The following is a 17789-nucleotide window of genomic DNA, read 5'->3' on the forward strand; positions in this document are numbered from 1 at the left end:
TCTTCCCTGCGTAACCGCGTTTTGCTGCTTATACTTGTGGCAAACACGGATCAATCAGGGAGGCGTAAAGTGAAAAAACTCACCGACAGGCAAAAATCCCGGCTCTGGGAACAGCAGCGCAACGTGAATTTCCAGGCCAGCCGCCGTCTTGAGGGCGTCGAAAGTCCGTTAGTCACGCTTAATCCCGCAGAGGCGCTGGCGCGTCTGGAAGAACTCCGGAGGCACTATGAGCGATAAAATCGGCGACGACCGCGATCCGTATCTTTACCCCGGACTGAATGTGATGCGTAACCGTCTGGGGATCCACCAGGTTGCACGTCTGGAACAGGCCGCTTATGAACTGACTGCACTACGAGCGGCGACTATCGAACTGGGCCCGGCGAAGCGCGGCTTGCCTCATCTGTGCGCGATTCATCGGCAGCTTTACCAGGACGTCTTTGACTGGGCGGGTCATCTGCGTGAAGTGGATATCTATCAGGGTGATACCCGTTTCTGCCATTTCGCGTACATCGAAAAAGAGGGAAATGCCCTGATGCAGGATCTGGAAGAAGAGGGCTACCTGATGGGGCTGCCAAAAGAGAAGTTCGTCAGTCGCCTTGCACATTATTACTGTGAGATCAACGTGCTACATCCGTTTCGTCTTGGCAGCGGCATGGCGCAGCGGATTTTCTTCGAACAGCTGGCTATTCATGCGGGGTATCTTCTTCACTGGGCAGATGTGCCGGTGGCGGAGTGGCGTCGGGCGAATCAGGAAGGGGCGATGGGCGACCTTAGCGCATTGCAGGCGATATTTCGTAAAGGGGTAAGCGAAGCCGAGGAAACTGAGTAGAATAGCGCGGTTTTCCTCGACCGGAGCCGCCATGATCCTGCTTATCGATAACTACGATTCTTTCACCTGGAACCTCTACCAGTATTTTTGTGAGCTGGGCGCTGACGTGCAGGTTAAGCGCAATGATGAATTGACGCTGTCGCAGATCGATGCGCTACAGCCGCAAAAAATCGTCATTTCGCCCGGTCCCTGCACCCCGGATGATGCCGGAATTTCGCTGGAGGTGATTCGCCACTATGCCGGACGTTTGCCGATACTGGGTGTCTGCCTGGGGCATCAGGCGATGGCGCAGGCTTTTGGCGCAACGATCGTACGCGCCGAAAAAGTGATGCACGGAAAAACGTCGCCCATCCACCATACGGGACAGGGCGTGTTTCAGGGGGTAACTAACCCGCTTACCGTCACCCGCTATCACTCGCTCATCATCGACCCCACCACACTGCCAGACTGCTTTGAGGTGACCGCCTGGAGCGAAACACAGGAAATTATGGGGATTCGCCATACGATGTGGGATCTGGAAGGGGTGCAGTTCCACCCGGAGAGTATTCTCAGCGAGCAGGGACATCAATTGCTGGAAAATTTCCTCAATCGGTGATTTGTGATTGCTATCCTGTGATTTTTTATGCATATTTTGTGATTATATTTTCACATTCATTTTTGCATAACTGGATGGGCATGAGATGGCAACTGAACAAACGGCAGTAACCCGGGCAACTTTCGATGAAGTCATTCTGCCGATTTATGCACCGGCGGAATTTATTCCGGTAAAAGGCAAAGGCAGCCGGATCTGGGATCAGCAGGGCAAAGACTATGTTGATTTCGCGGGCGGAATTGCGGTGACCGCGCTGGGGCATTGCCATCCTGTACTGGTCGATGCGTTAAAAGCGCAGGGCGAAACGCTCTGGCATACCAGTAACGTCTTCACCAACGAACCCGCGCTGCGTCTGGGACGGAAAATAATCGATGCCACCTTTGCCGAGCGCGTGCTGTTTATGAACTCGGGAACAGAAGCCAACGAAACGGCGTTCAAGTTGGCGCGTCATTACGCCTGCGTGCGCCATAGCCCGTTCAAAACCAAAATCATTGCCTTTCATAACGCGTTCCACGGTCGCTCGTTGTTTACCGTCACGGTGGGCGGTCAGCCGAAGTATTCCGATGGCTTTGGGCCGAAACCGGCGGATATCATCCATGTACCGTTTAACGATCTCCATGCGGTGAAAGCGGTGATGGATGACCATACCTGCGCGGTGGTGGTTGAGCCGGTACAGGGAGAAGGTGGCGTTCTGGCCGCGACGCCGGAGTTCCTGCAAGGGCTGCGCGAGCTCTGCGACGAGCACCAGGCATTGCTGGTGTTTGATGAAGTACAAAGCGGAATGGGGCGTACCGGCGATCTGTTTGCCTATATGCACTATGGCGTGACGCCGGATATCCTCACCAGCGCGAAAGCGCTGGGCGGCGGCTTCCCGGTGAGCGCGGTATTGACGACGCAGGAAATCGCCTCGGCGTTTCATGTCGGCTCTCATGGTTCGACCTACGGCGGTAACCCGCTGGCCTGCGCGGTGGCGGAAGCCGCGTTCGACATCATCAACACGCCAGAGGTTCTGGGAGGCGTGAGTGCAAAACGCCAGAGATTCGTTCAACATCTGCAGCAGATTGATGAGCAGTACCACGTGTTCAGCGATATTCGCGGTATGGGGCTGTTGATTGGGGCCGAGCTGAAATCACAATACAAAGGGCGTGCGCGTGATTTCCTCTATGCGGCAGCCGACGCGGGTGTGATGGTGTTGAATGCCGGTCCTGATGTGATGCGCTTTGCCCCATCGCTGGTGGTGGAAGAGGCGGATATCGACGAAGGGATGCAGCGTTTTGCACAGGCTGTGGCGAAGGTTATCGGTTAACGGTGTGCCTGACGGCGCGGCGTTTATCAGGCCTGGTGCTGATAACGCGCGTATCCGGCAATCCGTGTTAACCCCGCATATCCCGTAACCGGCGGCTGAGCCAGATCCCATGGTGCGGCCGCTGACGCCATGCGACAGACGAGATAGTATGCATCGTGTTCAGGTGCCCCAGCACGCGTTGCAGATGCTGTTCCAGCGTGCTTAAGGGGCCGTGGGTGAGCGCTTCGGGCGCTTCCAGAATATTCACATCCCCCGAACTGCCCGGCCCGTCGTATTCCAGCCGCTGCTGACAGCGTTGGATGGCAATTTCGCACGATTGCAGATATCGCTGCGCCAGTTCCGGCGTCAGCATCGTATGCTCACGCGCCAGCGTGGTCATGGCATTGATATGTTCGACGATAAACTGACTGTGCGTCACCCACAGCTTCATGTCCGCCAGATAGTGCGTGTTAAAGCCTGGCTCCTGCATCGCCTGATTCAGTGAGTTAAACAGCGTGTTGTGCGCCTGATTGACGCGCATACGCTGATAAGCCAGCGGTGTGGCCTGCGGATCGTCACTCAGAATCAGACGAATAGCTTCCTGATCGGCCTCCAGCGCATCATGGGCGTTTTTACGCAACAGTCCGCTCTGCCATTGTGGCCATAACCAAACGGTGCCGCCAAACGCAATCAGGCAGCCTATCACCGTGTCGACAAATCGCGGAATGATGAACTGTTCGCCGTCCAGCGTCAGGAGTTGCAGGGTGTACACCGCCGTGACGGTAAATCCCACGGTCGCCCAGCCGTAGTTTTTGCGGATGGTCAGATAGCTGACCAGGGTGATCACCAGCATCAGCGCCAGCGTATATCCTTCAGGAATATGAAAGTGCAGTGTTACGCCTGCGATAATCAGCCCCACCAGCGTTCCCGCCGAACGGTGCAGAATACGCACGCGGGTGGCGCCGTAACCGTTTTGTGTCACAAACAGCACCGTCATCAGGATCCAGTAAGGCTTCGGCAGATGCAGCGCGGTTCCCATCAGACTGGCGATACTGAGCATGACGCTGATCCGCCCGGCGCTGCGGAGCGCCGGAGATTTCAGCGAGAGGTAGTTTTTCAACGCCGGCAGCAGCGGTAGCCGACGCTGCTTATCGGCCATCAGATCGCGGGCGTACAATGGTCGCTGGGTGCGCAGTACGCGGGCGATACGGCTGAAGTGCCAGTAACAGAACTGCCCGACGGGGTTATCCGGATGCTGATGAGCAATTTTTTCCAGCGCGCCAATCTGCTTTTGCATGGTGAACCGCGTCGGCAGCCGGTGATACAGAATGTCATCCGCCAGTACGCGCAGGCGAGCGGCGACCGTTTGCGCCGTCCAGCGTATCACCTGCTCCGCGTGACTGCGCTCGACCAGCTTTTGCACCTCTTCCGGTTGATGCAAACTGACGGAGATATGTTCCTGCAGATCCAGCGCTTCCTGAAAGGCGCGCAGCATCCGCTTATAGTCATTATTGTGATGCGCCGACAGCATGTGCATCTGCTGATAGCACTGGGTGATGAGGTCGACGGCCTTCTGCTGGCGCACCAGAAGCGGCGGCAGGGCTTTTTCCGGGTCGGTATGCTGGGTCAGCATGCTGTATTTCGCTTCGCAGTAATCCGCCAGTTCCCGGTACAGCAGGCTCAGCGACTCGCGCAGCGGCTGTTCGCGCCAGAGCCAGAACCAGAACCAGTTAAACAAGCCATACCACAGCGTGCCCAGCGCGTAGATCAGCAGCGGTTCCCAGACCGGCATATTTCCTGCCAGGCTCAGTGTGAAAATCGCCGCGATCAGCGAGGCCGGAAGCAAACGCGCGTGAAGGGAGCTCAATTCAGCGGTGACGCCGAGCGTGAGCGTCAGGCCGGTCAGGATCAGGGGTAACGGCACCGCTTGCGCCAGCAGTAGCTGCATGATCAGGCTACAGCCGGCAAACAGCGACGCACCGATAATCAGACGTTTGAAAAAGCGTTTGTGCGGAGTATCAAGCCCGGCAATGTTGCAGCAGGCGGGAACGAGAGAGAAGAGCAGGCCCAGATGTAACTGCCCGATGATCAGTCCGACGGCCACGGGCAAACAGAGCACCAGCGTTTGACGTAGTGCATAATTGATTTCTGGGTGATAAATCAGTCTGCGCCACATTGGCAAAACAAAAATGACGCGCTAGCGGGTAGCGCGTCATTTCCGATGAGATTAACGAGTGCCGTAAACGACGATCGTTTTACCGTGAGCGGAGATCAGGTTCTGATCTTCCAGCATCTTCAGAATACGACCAACGGTTTCGCGAGAGCAGCCAACGATCTGGCCAATCTCCTGGCGAGTGATTTTGATCTGCATGCCGTCCGGGTGAGTCATCGCATCAGGTTGTTTCGCCAGATTCAGCAGAGTCTGGGCGATACGACCGGTCACGTCGAGGAAGGCCAGGTTACCGACTTTCTCTGAAGTGACTTGCAGACGGCGAGCCATTTGGGAAGAGAGGCGCATCAGAATATCCGGGTTCACCTGGATCAACTGACGGAATTTCTTGTAAGAAATTTCAGCCACTTCACACGCTGTTTTCGCCCGAACCCATGCGCTACGTTCCTGGCCTTCTTCAAACAGGCCCAGTTCGCCAATAAAATCACCCTGATTCAGATAAGAAAGGATCATTTCTTTGCCTTCCTCATCCTTAATCAACACTGCCACTGAGCCCTTAACGATGTAGTACAACGTTTCTGCTTTTTCACCCTGGTGAATCAGCGTGCTCTTGGACGGGTACTTATGAATGTGGCAATGAGACAAGAACCATTCAAGTGTCGGGTCTGTTTGCGGTTTGCCAAGCACCATGCGCGATTATCCTCTGTTATAAGCTGTCTCCAGAGCCAAAAAATGCCGCTGTCTCTGGGGTTGCAAAAATGTGCTTCCCGCGTCCTGGGAAGAGGCTGTCAAAAACTCACTGCAGCCTTTAATGTGAAGTCCTCTGCATACATGCAGTACATCAATGTATTACTGTAGCATCCTGACTGTTTTAGCATAGCTTTAGCCGTGTGTCTCCTGGTGTCTCGCTTCAGCATGACGGAGGTCGCCTTCCGTTGCGAGAAATGTTATGTACGCGTAATCTGTCAGGAAAATTGACGCACTGGAGTTAAAAAATATGCAAGCGCGTGTTAAATGGGTTGAGGGGTTAACCTTCCTTGGTGAGTCGGCTTCCGGACACCAGATTTTGATGGACGGTAACTCTGGTGATAAAGCGCCGAGCCCGATGGAAATGGTGTTGATGGCAGCGGGCGGTTGCAGCGCCATTGACGTGGTTTCTATCCTGCAAAAAGGCCGTCAGGATGTGACGAACTGCGAAGTGAAACTGACGTCAGAACGTCGCGAAGAGGCGCCACGCCTGTTCACCCACATCAATCTGCACTTTATTGTCACCGGTAACGATCTGAAAGATGCCGCCGTTTCGCGTGCGGTCGACCTGTCAGCGGAGAAGTACTGCTCTGTGGCGCTGATGCTGGGAAAAGCGGTCAACATTACCCATTCATATGAAGTGATTGCGGCGTAATTTTTCCTGTCGCCGGATGGCGGCTAGCGCCTGGTCCGGCCTACAGATCCCTGATTTGTAGGCTCGATAAGCGTAGCGCCATCGCGCACTTCCCATCGTTTATTCGATCTTCTTGCCTTCCATCAGTCGCTGCACCAGCGGCAACATGATGAGTTCCATTGCCAGCCCCATTTTGCCGCCGGGTACCACCAATGTATTGATGTGGGAAATGAATGACCCCTGCAGCATCGCCAGCAACCAGGGGAAATCGATTCCTTCCAGATTACGGAAATGAATCACGACAAAGCTCTCATCCAGTGACGGAATGCCTTTGGCCGCGAATGGGTTCGAGGTGTCGACGGTGGGAACGCGCTGGAAGTTAATGTGGGTGCGGGAGAACTGCGGCGTGATGTAGTTGATATAGTCGTCCATCGAACGCACCACCGAATCCATCACCGCCTCACGAGAATGGCCTCGTTCGCTGGTGTCGCGGATAAGCTTCTGGATCCACTCCAGGTTAACGATGGGGACCACGCCGACCAGGAGATCAACATGTCTTGCGACCTCATGCTGGGGCGTGACGACGCCGCCGTGCAGGCCTTCATAGAACAATACGTCAGTGGGTTCCGGCAGGGGTTGCCACGGGGTAAACGTCCCCGGTACCTGATTCCATGGCACGGCTTCATCATAGGTATGCAGATATTTACGCGACTGGCCTTTGCCCGTCTGACCGTACTCGATAAACGTCTGCTCCAGTAGACCGAAGTCATTGGCGTCGGGGCCAAAATAGCTGATGTGGCGTCCGGCGTCGCGTGCTTTGCGGATCGCCATATCCATTTCCGGACGGGTATAGCGGTGAAAACTGTCGCCTTCCACCTCGGCTGCGCGCAGGTTGAGCTGCGCAAAAATTTTACGGAACGCGAGGCTGGTGGTGGTGGTCCCCGCGCCGCTGGATCCTGTTACCGCAATCACCGGATGTTTGGCAGACATGTTAACTCCATCAATAAATTGATTTTTTATTATAGTCGGCCGATAGCGTGCGGGTTATTCGCGAAATTGCTTGCGCGGCATGATATTGACGGTTTCGTGCAACTCAGACCACACCAGCACCGCTTCGCCACACTGTAACTGGCGTTTGACGTCGGCGACTTTTTGTTCAAGGGTACGTTCATGTTCACCATAATCGGTACCTTCGCGCAACACAAAGCTTTCGATCAGATTGTCCAGCGTCTCGGGGGAAAGGTCCTGCCAGGGGATTTGCATGATTAGACCTCCAGATACGGTGTCAGCCAGTCAGGGATGCGCGATTCCAGCCACATTTCTGGCCGACGTAGCGTCCCGCCAATAAATCCAACGTGCCCGCCATGTTCGGTTAACTGATATTCCACCTGCGGCGGTAAATCTTCTGCTTTGGGGATCACATGATGATCCATAAACGGGTCGTCTTTCGCGTGAATGATCAGCGTCGGAATGGCGATGTCGCTGAGCAAGGGCATGGCACTGCACTGACGATAGTAGTCGATAGCATCGGCGAAGCCGTGAATTTTGGCAGTGATCAGATCGTCAAACTCACGGATCCGGCGCAGGGACTTCAACTGCGCCAGGCTCACCGGCAGCGAGCCTGGATAAGCCGCCAGCTTGCGCGATGCGTTAGCTTTCAGCAGGTTGAGCAGATAGCGCTGATAAATACGGGAAAAGCCTTTATCCATATGATAGCTGCATGCTTCCAGTACAAAGGGAGCCGAGACAATGACCGCCGCATCAAGCGGGATGTTTTTCCCTTCTTTAGCCAGCAGGCATGCCAACATATTTCCGCCGAGCGAATAGCCTACGGCGGCCGTCGGCGCGTGGCCAAATTCCCGCTGCAACCAGCCTAAGAACCAGGTTCCGTCTTCGGTTTCACCGGAGTGATAAATACGGTTCAGGCGATTCGGTTCGCCGCTGCAACCGCGAAAGTGCATCACCACGCCAAGCCAGCCACGATTCTTTGCCGCTTCAATCAGGCCATGTGCGTACGGACTGTTCAGGCTGCCTTCCAGACCATGAAAGACCACCAGGCGCGGCTTGTGCTTCGCCTGATGCGGATCTTCACTCCATGCCAGATCGACAAAGTCGCCGTCGGGCAATTCCAGACGCTGCCAGTGGGCGTCGAAATTCACCTTTCGGCGGATCAAACGCGGCAACATGGTCTGTAGATGGCAGTTACTGATACCGCGCATCGGGCGAAATTCGTCACTGCTGCCATTTGGCATCTCTGGGTCGTGAAGGATTACGTGTGTCATCACCGTTACTCGCTCAGCATCTGCTCAAGCTGTTCCTGGGCGTCCAGCCAGGCCAGTTCGCACGCTTCCAGCCCGGCTTTGGCGCTGGCCTGCTGTTGCAGACATTCCGTCAGCTCGGCTTTGCGGCTCTGGTCGTAAAGTTCGCTGTCACCCAGCTTCTCTTCTGCCTGCGCCAGCTGTGCGTTCAGCTTCTCCATCTCTTTTTCCAGACGGGCGATCTCTTTACGCAGCGGCTGGGTTTGCGTCCGCAGTTCAGCTTCCCGACGCTTCTGATCTTTACGCGCTTGCGCGCTGTTGATGTTCTCTTTTGGCGTCTCGTCGGACTGGCCTTCCTGCTTCTGCACATCGCTCAGCCACTGCTGATAATCTTCCAGATCGCCATCGAACGGCTCGACCTTGCGGTCATGCACCAGATACAGATCGTCGGTTGTGGAGCGCAGCAAATGGCGGTCGTGCGATACGACCACCAGCGCGCCTTCAAATTCAATCAGCGCTTCGGTTAATGCCTGGCGCATGTCGAGATCAAGGTGGTTAGTCGGTTCATCGAGCAGCAACAGGTTCGGACGCTGCCAGACGATCAGCGCCAGCACCAGTCGCGCTTTTTCACCGCCGGAGAAACGACGCGTCTCTTCGCTGACTTTATCGCCCTGAAAGCCGAAGCCACCCAGGTAATCGCGTAGTTTCTGTTCCAGTTCTTGTGGCGCCAGTCGCACCAGATGCTGCAACGGCGACTCATCCGCGCGCAAATACTCAAGTTGATGCTGGGCGAAATACCCGAGCTTAATGCCTTTTGCCAGGCCAATTTCACCGCTCACCGGCGCGAGTTCGCCCGCCAACAGTTTAATGAGCGTGGATTTACCCGCACCGTTACGTCCCAGCAAACCAATACGCGATCCTGGCACCAGGTTCAGTTTGATTGAATCCAGAATGATGCGTTCGCCGTAACCGGCGCTCACTTTCTCCATCTTCAAGAGCGGATTCGGCAGGCTTTCCGGCGCGCGGAAGCTGAAATGGAACGGGTTATCGACATGCGCCGGGGCAATCAGCTCCATGCGTTCCAGCATCTTAATACGGCTCTGTGCCTGTTTTGCTTTCGTGGCTTTGGCGCGGAAGCGATCGATATAGCTTTGCAGATGCGCCACGCGCTCCTGCTGGCTTTCATGCATCGCCTGTTGCTGGGCCAGACGCGTGGCACGCTGAATTTCAAACGCGCTGTAGTTGCCGGTGTACTCGAACATCGTTTGCTGTTCGATATGAATGATTTTATCCACAACCGGATCGAGGAAATCACGGTCGTGAGAGATCAGAATCAGAGTGCCCTGATAGCTCTTTAGCCATTTTTCCAGCCAGATAACCGCATCCAGATCGAGGTGGTTGGTTGGTTCATCGAGCAGGAGGAGATCGGAGCGACAAATCAGCGCCTGAGCCAGGTTGAGACGCATACGCCAGCCGCCGGAAAAGTCGCTGACTGGACGTTCCAGTTGTTCATTAGAGAAACCGAGACCATGCAACAGGCTGGCTGCACGGGAGCGTACGGTCCAGGCGTCGATGGCATCCAGCTTGCCGTGGACGGTGGCAATGGCGTGTCCGTCGTTACGTTCGTTAGCGTCATGCAACTGGGCTTCCAGTTGACGATATTCGCGGTCACCGTCAATAACATATTCCAGCGCGGGCTGGGGCAGAGCTGGTGTTTCCTGATTCACCCACGCCAGCTGCCAGCTACCGGGAAAGCTAAAACCGCCGGCATCTGCGCTGATTTCATTTTTCAGCAATGCCAGCAGGGTAGATTTCCCGCAGCCGTTCTTACCCACCAGGCCCACTTTCTGGCCCGGATTGATGGTGGCAGTGGCATTGTCCAGTAAGACGCGCACGCCGCGACGAATTTGTAACGAGGAGAAAACAATCATAAGGCGCCGTATGTTCAGACTATGTTAATTTATCATTATGATAATGTAAGGTGTGGGCCATTTTCCGCACCGGGCCGCAATGGTAGCCCAAAACGACGACGATACACAAAAACAGAAATAAACCGGGAGGGGGATGATGTCTCAGCCAGCAAAGGTCTTGCTGCTGTATGCCCATCCGGAATCTCAGGACTCGGTGGCTAACCGGGTACTGCTTAAGCCGGCCACGCAGCTCAGCAACGTTACGGTGCACGATCTCTACGCGCACTATCCTGATTTTTTTATCGATATCCCGCATGAGCAGGCGCTACTGCGTGAGCATGACGTGATCGTGTTTCAGCATCCGCTGTACACCTATAGCTGTCCGGCGTTGCTGAAAGAGTGGCTGGACCGCGTATTGAGCCGTGGCTTTGCCAGCGGCCCCGGGGGAAATCAGTTAGCGGGAAAGTACTGGCGGAGCGTGATAACAACCGGGGAACCGGAGAGCGCCTATCGCTATGACGCGCTGAATCGCTATCCGATGAGCGATGTACTACGGCCATTCGAACTGACGGCAGGGATGTGCCGGATGCACTGGTTGAGTCCCATTATTATCTACTGGGCCAGACGACAAAGCGCGCAGGAGCTGGAAAGCCATGCAAAAGCGTATGGCGACTGGCTTGCTCATCCCGTTCCTGTGGGAGGCCGCTGATGGAAGGTTCCGATTTAATGCTGGCAGGAGTGCTGTTTCTCTTCGCGGCGGTGGCTGCGGTGCCTTTGGCATCGCGGCTGGGGATTGGCGCGGTATTGGGCTATTTGCTTGCGGGGATTGCTATTGGTCCGTGGGGGCTGGGGTTCATCAGCGACGTAGATGAGATTCTCCACTTCTCTGAACTCGGCGTCGTGTTTCTGATGTTTATTATTGGGCTGGAGCTGAACCCGTCGAAGCTCTGGCAGCTTCGGCGTTCTATCTTTGGCGTGGGTGCGGCGCAGGTTCTGCTGAGTGCGGCGCTGTTGGCCGGACTGCTAATGTTGACCGATTTCTCGTGGCCTGCGGCGGTCGTCGGCGGGATAGGCCTGGCAATGTCTTCCACTGCGATGGCACTACAACTGATGCGCGAAAAAGGGATGAATCGCAGCGAATCCGGGCAGTTGGGCTTTTCGGTTTTGCTGTTCCAGGATCTGGCGGTGATCCCGGCGCTCGCGCTGGTACCGCTGTTAGCCGGTTCGGCCGATGAAGACTTTGACTGGATGAAGATCGGTATGAAGGTGCTGGCGTTTGCTGGCATGCTGATTGGTGGACGCTATCTGCTGCGTCCGGTGTTCCGGTTTATTGCCGCCTCCGGCGTGCGTGAAGTGTTTACCGCCGCCACGCTGCTGCTGGTGCTGGGATCGGCATTGTTTATGGATGCGCTGGGGCTGTCGATGGCGCTCGGCACGTTTATCGCCGGGGTGCTGTTAGCGGAAAGCGAATATCGGCATGAGCTGGAAACCGCGATCGATCCGTTTAAAGGACTGCTGCTGGGTCTCTTCTTTATTTCTGTCGGGATGTCACTCAATCTGGGCGTGCTGTATACCCATCTGCTGTGGGTTGTGGCAAGCGTGGGGGTGCTGGTGGCGGTCAAAACGTTGGTGCTTTATCTGCTGGCGCGACTGTACGGCCTGCGCGGTTCTGAAAGAATGCAGTTTGCGGGCGTGTTGAGCCAGGGCGGAGAGTTCGCTTTTGTGCTGTTCTCAACCGCGTCGTCGCAGCGGTTGTTTCAGGGCGATCAGATGGCGCTTTTGCTGGTGACCGTCACGTTGTCGATGATGACCACGCCGATGCTGATGAAGCTTATCGATAAATGGCTATCCCGCCAGCTTAACGGCCCGGATGAAGAAGATGAAATGCCGTGGGTTGAGGATGATAAGCCGCAGGTCATCGTAGTGGGCTTTGGTCGTTTTGGTCAGGTTATCGGCCGTTTGCTGATGGCGAATAAAATGCGCATTACCGTGCTGGAGCGGGACATCAGCGCGGTGAACCTGATGCGTAAATATGGCTATAAGGTCTATTACGGCGATGCGACGCAGGTGGATCTGCTACGTTCCGCGGGCGCAGAGGCGGCGGAATCTATCGTCATTACCTGTAATGAACCGGAAGATACGATGAAGCTGGTGGCGATCTGTCAGCAGCATTTCCCGCATTTGCATATTCTTGCGCGAGCGCGCGGACGTGTTGAAGCGCATGAGTTATTACAGGCAGGGGTATCACAGTTTTCCCGTGAGACCTTTTCCAGTGCGCTGGAACTGGGACGCAAAACGCTGGTGTCGTTGGGGATGCATCCCCATCAGGCGCAGCGGGCGCAACTGCATTTCCGCCGGCTGGATATGCGGATGCTGAGGGAGCTCATCCCAATGCATGCTGATACGGTACAAATCTCTCGCGCCAGAGAAGCCAGACGCGAGCTGGAGGAGATTTTCCAGCGCGAGATGCAACAAGAACGACGCCAACTGGATGGCTGGGATGAATTCGAATAGAGGATAAGTATGGCAATCCGTAAACGTTTTATTGCAGGGGCGAAATGCCCTTCCTGCCAGGCGCAGGATTCTCTGGCGATGTGGCGCGAGAATAATATCGATATTGTTGAATGCGTTAAGTGCGGACATCAGATGCGGGAAGCGGATAAAGAAGTCCGCGATCACGTTCGCAAAGAAGAGCAAGTGATTGGGATCTTTCATCCAGACTAGCGATATGGCCCGAGATTTTTTAAGCTAAAGGGTACACAGGTGCAGATTTCCGCTACAATCTGCGCCAGCAATTTTCCCACGCTCAGGAGATATCATGAAAGTAGCAAAAGACCTGGTGGTCAGCCTGGCCTATCAGGTACGTACAGAAGACGGTGTGTTGGTTGATGAGTCTCCGGTGAGTGCGCCGCTGGACTACCTGCATGGTCACGGTTCCCTGATCTCTGGCCTGGAAACAGCGCTGGAAGGTCACGATGTTGGCGACAAATTCGATGTTGCGGTAGGCGCGAACGACGCTTACGGTCAGTATGATGAAAACCTGGTGCAGCGCGTTCCAAAAGACGTCTTCATGGGCGTTGATGAGCTGCAGGTTGGCATGCGTTTCCTGGCGGAAACTGACCAGGGCCCGGTACCGGTAGAAATTACCGAAGTGGAAGACGACCACGTTGTGGTTGACGGCAACCACATGCTGGCGGGTCAGAATCTGAAATTCAACGTTGAAGTTGTGGCGATCCGCGAAGCGACCGAAGAAGAACTGGCTCACGGCCACGTTCACGGTGCGCACGGTCACGACCATGACCACGATCACGACGGCTGCTGCGGCGGTCACGGCCATGATCACGGTCACGAGCACGGCGGCGAAGGCTGCTGCGGTGGCGGCGGTAAAGGCAACGGCGGCTGCGGTTGCCACTAATACCCGTCGTCTTTCAAACCACCGCAGCGTTGGCTGCGCTTTCGAACCCCGGTCACATAGTTTTCTATGCTCCCGGGGCTTGCTCAAGCTTGCCGCCTTGCGGTGACTCGAAATCCTTTGGGTATTTATGAGACCGTCCGATAAGTGTTGGTGCCATCGGATACAAGAAAGCGGGTTTAACCCGCTTTTTTTACGTCTCAATAATGAGGCGGTGGCGTCTCTTCGGCCTGGGAGGCGATGTGGGAAGGCTGGCTCGCTTTGAGCTTTTCCGTCAGCAGTCGCAGATGATCGCGCAATTTGGCCATTTCCATCTCGTGAGCGGTTACCGTTACGTTGAGCTCTTCAATGGTGATTTCCTGAAAAGCCAGCCGACTTTCCAGCTCGGCCAGCCGGGTTTCCATCGTTGTGTCCTGCATGATTCACCTCATCGATTGTCTATGGTCGCGGCGGATTCTACTTAACTTTGTCTGAATACACAGCCCTGATTCAGTCTTGTCGAAACTAATTTAAACAAAAAGAGTCTCAAAAGTAGCGAGAATCAGGCATGTCCGTATGTTGATTTGTTCAACAACGCTTTATAGTACGCTTCTCATAGTAAAGTTAACCATGGGGTGAGATGCCCCGGCCCTGGAGATATGGATGAAATCACTGTTTAAAGTCACTTTGCTGGCGACCACGATGGCCGTTGCTCTGCACGCCCCGATCACCTTCGCAGCGGACGCCGCAAAACCGGCCGCCGCCGCTGCTGACAGCAAAGCTGCGTTCAAAAATGACGACCAGAAATCGGCTTACGCACTGGGTGCATCGCTGGGTCGCTATATGGAAAACTCCCTGAAAGAACAGGAAAAACTGGGCATCAAACTGGACAAAGACCAGCTGATCGCCGGTGTGCAGGATGCGTTTGCTAATAAGAGCAAACTGTCTGACCAGGAAATCGAGCAGACTCTGCAGGCTTTTGAAGCACGCGTGAAAGCTTCCGCCCAGGCGAAGATGGAAAAAGACGCAGCTGACAACGAAGCCAAAGGTAAAGAGTTCCGCACCAAGTTTGCGAAAGAGAAAGATGTGAAGACCTCTTCGACTGGCCTGCTCTACAAAGTTGAGAAAGCCGGTACAGGCGAAGCGCCGAAAGACAGCGACACGGTGGTGGTGAACTACAAAGGTACGCTGATCGACGGTAAAGAGTTTGATAACTCCTACACCCGTGGCGAACCGCTCTCTTTCCGTCTGGACGGTGTGATCCCTGGCTGGACTGAAGGTCTGAAGAACATTAAGAAAGGTGGGAAGATTAAGATGGTCATCCCACCAGAACTGGCTTACGGTAAAACCGGCGTTCCGGGGATCCCGGCTAACTCCACGCTGGTATTCGACGTAGAACTGTTGGACATCAAGCCAGCACCGAAGGCGGATGCCAAGCCAGAAGCAGCAGCTGAAGCTGATGCAAAAGCAGCAGATGCCGCTAAAAAATAAAAACTGAGAACCGCCGCCGAACAGAGCGGCGGTTTTTTTTGTGCAGGCCGGATATAATTAATAGTGGAAAGTGGAACCACCACTGTATTAATTTAATCATCCACAAAATTAATGAGCCTGCCCTGAAAACATAACGACAGGCTCCTGAAAAGGAGTGTTTTTTTTCATGTCCAGGTCGCTTTTAACCAACGAAACCAGTGAGCTTGATTTACTGGATCAACGTCCTTTCGATCAAACCGACTTTGATATTCTGAAATCCTACGAAGCGGTGGTGGACGGGTTAGCGATGCTCATTGGTTCCCACTGTGAAATCGTTTTGCACTCTTTGCAGGATTTGAAATGTTCCGCCATTCGCATTGCCAACGGCGAACATACGGGACGAAAAATCGGTTCGCCGATTACTGACCTTGCGTTACGGATGCTGCACGATATGACCGGTGCAGATAGCAGCGTCTCCAAATGCTACTTTACCCGTGCGAAAAGCGGCGTTCTGATGAAGTCAGTGACGATTGCCATTCGCAATCGCGAGCATCGTGTGATTGGTCTGCTGTGCATCAACATGAACCTTGATGTCCCGTTTTCGCAGATCATGAATACCTTTATTCCCCCGGAGACCCCGGAAGTGGGATCGTCTGTTAACTTCGCCTCTTCCGTGGAAGATCTGGTGACGCAGACGCTGGAGTTCACCATTGAAGAGGTGAACGCCGATCGTAATGTCTCCAATAATGCCAAGAACCGCCAGATCGTCCTGAATCTGTATGAGAAGGGTATCTTCGATATTAAGGATGCCATCAATCAGGTCGCCGATCGTCTGAACATCTCCAAGCACACCGTGTACCTCTATATTCGCCAGTTCAAGAGCGGCGACTTTCAGGGGCAAGATAAGTAATGCGTTTTGCCATTGTGGTTACCGGTCCGGCGTATGGTACCCAGCAGGCGAGCAGCGCATTGCAGTTTGCTCAGGCTTTGCTTGAAGAAGGCCATACGTTAAGCAGCGTCTTTTTCTATCGGGAAGGGGTGTATAACGCCAACCAGTTGACCTCTCCGGCCAGTGATGAATTTGATCTGGTCCGGGCATGGCAACAGATGAATACACAGCATGGCGTTGAGCTGAACATTTGTGTGGCGGCGGCGCTGCGCCGCGGTGTGGTAGATGAAACTGAAGCGGGCCGACTGGGACTGGCGTCCGCCAATCTGCAGCCGGGTTTTACCCTCAGCGGACTGGGCGCGTTGGCACAAGCCTCATTGACCTGCGATCGCGTGGTACAGTTTTGATGAAACGTATTGCCTTTGTCTTTTCCACCGTGCCGCACGGTAGTGCTTCTGGCCGTGAAGGGCTGGACGCGCTGTTGGCGACGTCGGCGTTAACAGAAGAGATCGGCGTCTTCTTTATAGGTGATGGCGTCTTTCAGATCCTGCAGGAACAAAAGCCGGATGTGATTCTGGCCCGCGACTATATTGCGACCTTCAAACTGCTGGGATTGTACGATATCGAACAGTGCTGGTTATGCGCCGCCTCGCTGCGCGAGCGTGGACTCGAAGAAGGGGCCAGTTTTGTCGTTGAGACGACGCCGCTGGAACCAGACGCGCTGCGTCGTGAACTGGGCAACTACGATGTCATCCTGAGATTCTGAGGTTTTCATGCTGCATACTTTACACCGCTCCGCGTGGCACTCTGATTTCTCTGCAATCCTGCGCCTGCTTGCAGAAGGGGATGAACTTTTGTTGCTCCAGGATGGCGTTACCGCCGCAGTCGAAGGCTGTCGCTTCCTTGAAAGCCTGCAAAACACCCCCATAACGGTATATGCACTGAAAGAAGACATTGACGCCCGGGGTTTGGGTGGTCAAATTTCAGACAGTGTCGTCAGGGTTGACTATACTGACTTCGTCAGACTTACGGTTAAGCACGCCAGCCAGATGGCCTGGTGATTGTGTGATCGTTGTATATTTCTTGACACCTTTTCGACACCGCCCTAAAATTCGGCGTCCTCATATTGTATGAGGTCGTTTTATTACGTGTTTACGAAGCAAAAGCTAAAACCAGGAGCTATTTAATGGCAACAGTTAACCAGCTGGTACGCAAACCACGCGCTCGCAAAGTTGCAAAAAGCAACGTGCCTGCGCTGGAAGCATGCCCGCAAAAACGTGGTGTATGTACTCGTGTATATACTACCACTCCTAAAAAACCGAACTCCGCACTGCGTAAAGTATGCCGTGTTCGTCTGACTAACGGTTTCGAAGTGACTTCCTACATCGGTGGTGAAGGTCACAACCTGCAGGAGCACTCCGTGATCCTGATCCGTGGCGGTCGTGTTAAAGACCTCCCGGGTGTTCGTTACCACACCGTACGCGGTGCGCTTGACTGCTCCGGCGTTAAAGACCGTAAGCAAGCTCGCTCCAAGTATGGCGTGAAGCGTCCTAAGGCTTAATGGTTCTCCGTTAAGTAAGGCCAAACGTTTTAACTTAAATGTCAAACTAAACT

22 protein-coding genes are annotated in these 17789 nt (G+C 54.6%); 15 read left to right on the top strand and 7 right to left on the bottom strand.

Going from position 1 to position 17789, the window contains the following annotated elements; translation table 11 throughout:
• Positions 1–69 precede the first annotated feature (69 nt).
• The 4 genes from ACQ0PY_RS01960 (at position 70) to argD (ending at position 2727) form a co-directional block, all read left to right on the top strand.
• On the top strand, positions 70–237 hold the full coding sequence (locus tag ACQ0PY_RS01960; protein ID WP_044263790.1) for a YhfG family protein: 168 nt from the start codon (positions 70–72) through the stop codon (positions 235–237).
• Positions 227–829, top strand: a complete 603-nt coding sequence (locus tag ACQ0PY_RS01965; protein WP_042998398.1) for a putative adenosine monophosphate-protein transferase Fic — start codon at positions 227–229, stop codon at positions 827–829. The genes ACQ0PY_RS01960 and ACQ0PY_RS01965 overlap by 11 nt, the downstream gene beginning before the upstream one ends.
• Positions 830–860: 31 nt before the next feature.
• Positions 861–1424 carry an aminodeoxychorismate synthase component 2 gene (pabA, locus tag ACQ0PY_RS01970; RefSeq protein ID WP_109739780.1) on the top strand — a complete coding sequence of 188 codons (564 nt, stop codon included), beginning with the start codon at positions 861–863 and terminating at the stop codon, positions 1422–1424.
• An 85-nt stretch (positions 1425–1509) separates the two neighbouring features.
• Complete coding sequence (argD, locus tag ACQ0PY_RS01975) at positions 1510–2727, top strand: bifunctional acetylornithine/succinyldiaminopimelate transaminase (protein WP_044253462.1); 1218 nt, start codon at positions 1510–1512, stop codon at positions 2725–2727.
• Positions 2728–2794: 67 nt separating this feature from the next.
• Here argD and ACQ0PY_RS01980 read toward each other — a convergent pair whose 3' ends face one another.
• Both ACQ0PY_RS01980 and crp read right to left on the bottom strand, forming a co-directional pair.
• Positions 2795–4882 carry a YccS/YhfK family putative transporter gene (locus ACQ0PY_RS01980; RefSeq protein ID WP_044253459.1) on the bottom strand — a complete coding sequence of 696 codons (2088 nt, stop codon included), beginning with the start codon at positions 4880–4882 and terminating at the stop codon, positions 2795–2797.
• Positions 4883–4933: 51 nt separating this feature from the next.
• On the bottom strand, positions 4934–5566 hold the full coding sequence (gene crp / locus ACQ0PY_RS01985) for a cAMP-activated global transcriptional regulator CRP (RefSeq protein WP_000242758.1): 633 nt from the start codon (positions 5564–5566) through the stop codon (positions 4934–4936).
• A gap of 307 nt (positions 5567–5873) precedes the next feature.
• Here crp and ACQ0PY_RS01990 point away from each other — a divergent pair, with 307 nt between their 5' ends.
• A complete protein-coding gene (locus ACQ0PY_RS01990; protein ID WP_042998393.1) occupies positions 5874–6278 on the top strand; it encodes an OsmC family protein in 405 nt (134 codons plus the stop codon).
• A 99-nt stretch (positions 6279–6377) separates the two neighbouring features.
• Here the strand turns inward: ACQ0PY_RS01990 and ACQ0PY_RS01995 are convergent, their stop codons facing one another.
• From ACQ0PY_RS01995 to ACQ0PY_RS02010, 4 genes are read right to left on the bottom strand one after another with little or no spacing between them, the layout of a single operon-like run.
• Positions 6378–7247: a phosphoribulokinase gene (locus ACQ0PY_RS01995; RefSeq protein ID WP_042998392.1), complete on the bottom strand. Its 870-nt coding sequence runs from the start codon at positions 7245–7247 to the stop codon at positions 6378–6380.
• Positions 7248–7301: 54 nt separating this feature from the next.
• Positions 7302–7520, bottom strand: coding sequence for a YheU family protein (locus tag ACQ0PY_RS02000; protein WP_042998391.1), 219 nt, complete (start codon positions 7518–7520; stop codon positions 7302–7304).
• A 2-nt stretch (positions 7521–7522) separates the two neighbouring features.
• Positions 7523–8539, bottom strand: a complete 1017-nt coding sequence (locus tag ACQ0PY_RS02005) for a hydrolase (RefSeq protein WP_224788353.1) — start codon at positions 8537–8539, stop codon at positions 7523–7525.
• Between the two features lie 5 nt (positions 8540–8544).
• On the bottom strand, positions 8545–10446 hold the full coding sequence (locus ACQ0PY_RS02010) for an ABC transporter ATP-binding protein (RefSeq protein ID WP_109739781.1): 1902 nt from the start codon (positions 10444–10446) through the stop codon (positions 8545–8547).
• 136 nt (positions 10447–10582) lie between these two features.
• Between ACQ0PY_RS02010 and kefG the strand changes: the two genes are divergently transcribed.
• The 4 genes from kefG (at position 10583) to slyD (ending at position 13840) form a co-directional block, all read left to right on the top strand.
• Entirely contained in the window at positions 10583–11134 is a 552-nt protein-coding gene (kefG, locus tag ACQ0PY_RS02015; RefSeq protein ID WP_042322810.1) for a glutathione-regulated potassium-efflux system ancillary protein KefG, read from the top strand.
• Positions 11134–12939: a glutathione-regulated potassium-efflux system protein KefB gene (gene kefB, locus ACQ0PY_RS02020; protein WP_054176465.1), complete on the top strand. Its 1806-nt coding sequence runs from the start codon at positions 11134–11136 to the stop codon at positions 12937–12939. Before kefG ends, kefB begins: the two co-directional genes overlap by 1 nt.
• A gap of 9 nt (positions 12940–12948) precedes the next feature.
• A complete protein-coding gene (locus ACQ0PY_RS02025) occupies positions 12949–13149 on the top strand; it encodes a YheV family putative zinc ribbon protein (RefSeq protein WP_042998388.1) in 201 nt (66 codons plus the stop codon).
• A 94-nt stretch (positions 13150–13243) separates the two neighbouring features.
• A complete protein-coding gene (slyD, locus tag ACQ0PY_RS02030) occupies positions 13244–13840 on the top strand; it encodes a peptidylprolyl isomerase (RefSeq protein ID WP_042322804.1) in 597 nt (198 codons plus the stop codon).
• Positions 13841–14037: 197 nt separating this feature from the next.
• On the opposite strand, the gene ACQ0PY_RS02035 is transcribed toward slyD, so the two are convergent.
• Positions 14038–14256: a protein SlyX gene (locus ACQ0PY_RS02035; RefSeq protein ID WP_042998387.1), complete on the bottom strand. Its 219-nt coding sequence runs from the start codon at positions 14254–14256 to the stop codon at positions 14038–14040.
• Positions 14257–14479: 223 nt separating this feature from the next.
• Here ACQ0PY_RS02035 and fkpA point away from each other — a divergent pair, with 223 nt between their 5' ends.
• The 6 genes from fkpA (at position 14480) to rpsL (ending at position 17736) form a co-directional block, all read left to right on the top strand.
• Positions 14480–15307, top strand: coding sequence for an FKBP-type peptidyl-prolyl cis-trans isomerase (gene fkpA / locus ACQ0PY_RS02040; RefSeq protein WP_044263781.1), 828 nt, complete (start codon positions 14480–14482; stop codon positions 15305–15307).
• A gap of 166 nt (positions 15308–15473) precedes the next feature.
• Positions 15474–16196, top strand: a complete 723-nt coding sequence (locus ACQ0PY_RS02045; protein ID WP_042286247.1) for a helix-turn-helix transcriptional regulator — start codon at positions 15474–15476, stop codon at positions 16194–16196.
• Entirely contained in the window at positions 16196–16582 is a 387-nt protein-coding gene (gene tusD, locus ACQ0PY_RS02050) for a sulfurtransferase complex subunit TusD (RefSeq protein ID WP_042998385.1), read from the top strand. The genes ACQ0PY_RS02045 and tusD overlap by 1 nt, the downstream gene beginning before the upstream one ends.
• Positions 16582–16941 (top strand): sulfurtransferase complex subunit TusC, encoded by a 360-nt coding sequence (gene tusC / locus ACQ0PY_RS02055; RefSeq protein ID WP_044263779.1) that lies wholly within the window; start codon positions 16582–16584, stop codon positions 16939–16941. Before tusD ends, tusC begins: the two co-directional genes overlap by 1 nt.
• A gap of 7 nt (positions 16942–16948) precedes the next feature.
• A complete protein-coding gene (gene tusB / locus ACQ0PY_RS02060; protein WP_042998383.1) occupies positions 16949–17236 on the top strand; it encodes a sulfurtransferase complex subunit TusB in 288 nt (95 codons plus the stop codon).
• Positions 17237–17361: 125 nt separating this feature from the next.
• Positions 17362–17736, top strand: a complete 375-nt coding sequence (rpsL, locus tag ACQ0PY_RS02065) for a 30S ribosomal protein S12 (RefSeq protein ID WP_000246815.1) — start codon at positions 17362–17364, stop codon at positions 17734–17736.
• Positions 17737–17789: the final 53 nt, after the last annotated feature.

The sequence above is a fragment of the Citrobacter sp. LST-B2 genome, from assembly GCF_057983045.1.

Bases quoted from the DNA above. Each gene is read 5' to 3' on its own strand.
- rpsL (WP_000246815.1), top strand. From the start codon at position 17,362: ATGGCAACAGTTAACCAGCTGGTACGCAAACCACGCGCTCGCAAAGTT.
- ACQ0PY_RS01965 (WP_042998398.1), top strand. From the start codon at position 227: ATGAGCGATAAAATCGGCGACGACCGCGATCCGTATCTTTACCCCGGA.
- ACQ0PY_RS02000 (WP_042998391.1), bottom strand. From the start codon at position 7,520: ATGCAAATCCCCTGGCAGGACCTTTCCCCCGAGACGCTGGACAATCTG.
- fkpA (WP_044263781.1), top strand. From the start codon at position 14,480: ATGAAATCACTGTTTAAAGTCACTTTGCTGGCGACCACGATGGCCGTT.
- tusC (WP_044263779.1), top strand. From the start codon at position 16,582: ATGAAACGTATTGCCTTTGTCTTTTCCACCGTGCCGCACGGTAGTGCT.
- argD (WP_044253462.1), top strand. From the start codon at position 1,510: ATGGCAACTGAACAAACGGCAGTAACCCGGGCAACTTTCGATGAAGTC.
- ACQ0PY_RS02035 (WP_042998387.1), bottom strand. From the start codon at position 14,256: ATGCAGGACACAACGATGGAAACCCGGCTGGCCGAGCTGGAAAGTCGG.
- kefB (WP_054176465.1), top strand. From the start codon at position 11,134: ATGGAAGGTTCCGATTTAATGCTGGCAGGAGTGCTGTTTCTCTTCGCG.
- ACQ0PY_RS01980 (WP_044253459.1), bottom strand. From the start codon at position 4,882: ATGTGGCGCAGACTGATTTATCACCCAGAAATCAATTATGCACTACGT.
- ACQ0PY_RS01990 (WP_042998393.1), top strand. From the start codon at position 5,874: ATGCAAGCGCGTGTTAAATGGGTTGAGGGGTTAACCTTCCTTGGTGAG.
- ACQ0PY_RS02045 (WP_042286247.1), top strand. From the start codon at position 15,474: ATGTCCAGGTCGCTTTTAACCAACGAAACCAGTGAGCTTGATTTACTG.
- tusB (WP_042998383.1), top strand. From the start codon at position 16,949: ATGCTGCATACTTTACACCGCTCCGCGTGGCACTCTGATTTCTCTGCA.
- ACQ0PY_RS01995 (WP_042998392.1), bottom strand. From the start codon at position 7,247: ATGTCTGCCAAACATCCGGTGATTGCGGTAACAGGATCCAGCGGCGCG.
- kefG (WP_042322810.1), top strand. From the start codon at position 10,583: ATGTCTCAGCCAGCAAAGGTCTTGCTGCTGTATGCCCATCCGGAATCT.
- pabA (WP_109739780.1), top strand. From the start codon at position 861: ATGATCCTGCTTATCGATAACTACGATTCTTTCACCTGGAACCTCTAC.
- crp (WP_000242758.1), bottom strand. From the start codon at position 5,566: ATGGTGCTTGGCAAACCGCAAACAGACCCGACACTTGAATGGTTCTTG.
- ACQ0PY_RS02025 (WP_042998388.1), top strand. From the start codon at position 12,949: ATGGCAATCCGTAAACGTTTTATTGCAGGGGCGAAATGCCCTTCCTGC.
- ACQ0PY_RS02010 (WP_109739781.1), bottom strand. From the start codon at position 10,446: ATGATTGTTTTCTCCTCGTTACAAATTCGTCGCGGCGTGCGCGTCTTA.
- tusD (WP_042998385.1), top strand. From the start codon at position 16,196: ATGCGTTTTGCCATTGTGGTTACCGGTCCGGCGTATGGTACCCAGCAG.
- slyD (WP_042322804.1), top strand. From the start codon at position 13,244: ATGAAAGTAGCAAAAGACCTGGTGGTCAGCCTGGCCTATCAGGTACGT.
- ACQ0PY_RS02005 (WP_224788353.1), bottom strand. From the start codon at position 8,539: ATGACACACGTAATCCTTCACGACCCAGAGATGCCAAATGGCAGCAGT.